1 protein-coding gene is annotated in these 433 nt (G+C 57.5%); it reads left to right on the top strand.

Annotation, left to right across the window (positions count from 1 at the left end; translation table 11 throughout):
- Positions 1-433: hypothetical protein (locus tag EXE42_RS19000; protein WP_158293782.1), on the top strand; the 433-nt coding region annotated here is incomplete at both ends.

Here is a 433-nt window from a genome sequence, read left to right as displayed (position 1 = left end):
CGACGACCGAGATCGACCCGACGCTGAACTACTACAGTGAGGACTTGATTGCCCGGCGTGAGATCGAGCAGTTCCTCGAGGAAGAGGAGGCTGCGACCTACACCGAGATCCAGGAACACCTGGCGGATAACTTGGCGTCCCTGCCGGAGACCTCACTCGGCGATATTCTGGAGGATGCGTTCATCAAGGAATACGATCGCAGTGATCGTGAGCACAAATGGCGGATGCCGGAGACGCCGGAGGAGCGTGCTCGGATCGAGCGACAACGTGAGGGGCAGATGGAGTCACGAATTGATTCCTTCGTGCACACTCTCCGTGAGGACGAGTATATCGATGAGACACCGCCACTCGAGGTGCTGGAGTACGGGACTCGGTACTTGTTGAACGAGGAGCGGCATGCGGACGCGCTTCTGCTGTTCGACTACATTGATAT

The organism is Halorubrum sp. SP3, assembly GCF_005435195.1.
GTDB classification, from domain to species: Archaea; Halobacteriota; Halobacteria; order Halobacteriales; family Haloferacaceae; genus Halorubrum; species Halorubrum sodomense.
The sequence above is the reverse complement of the archived record's forward strand: the minus strand, read 5'-3'. Positions and strand labels throughout refer to the sequence as shown.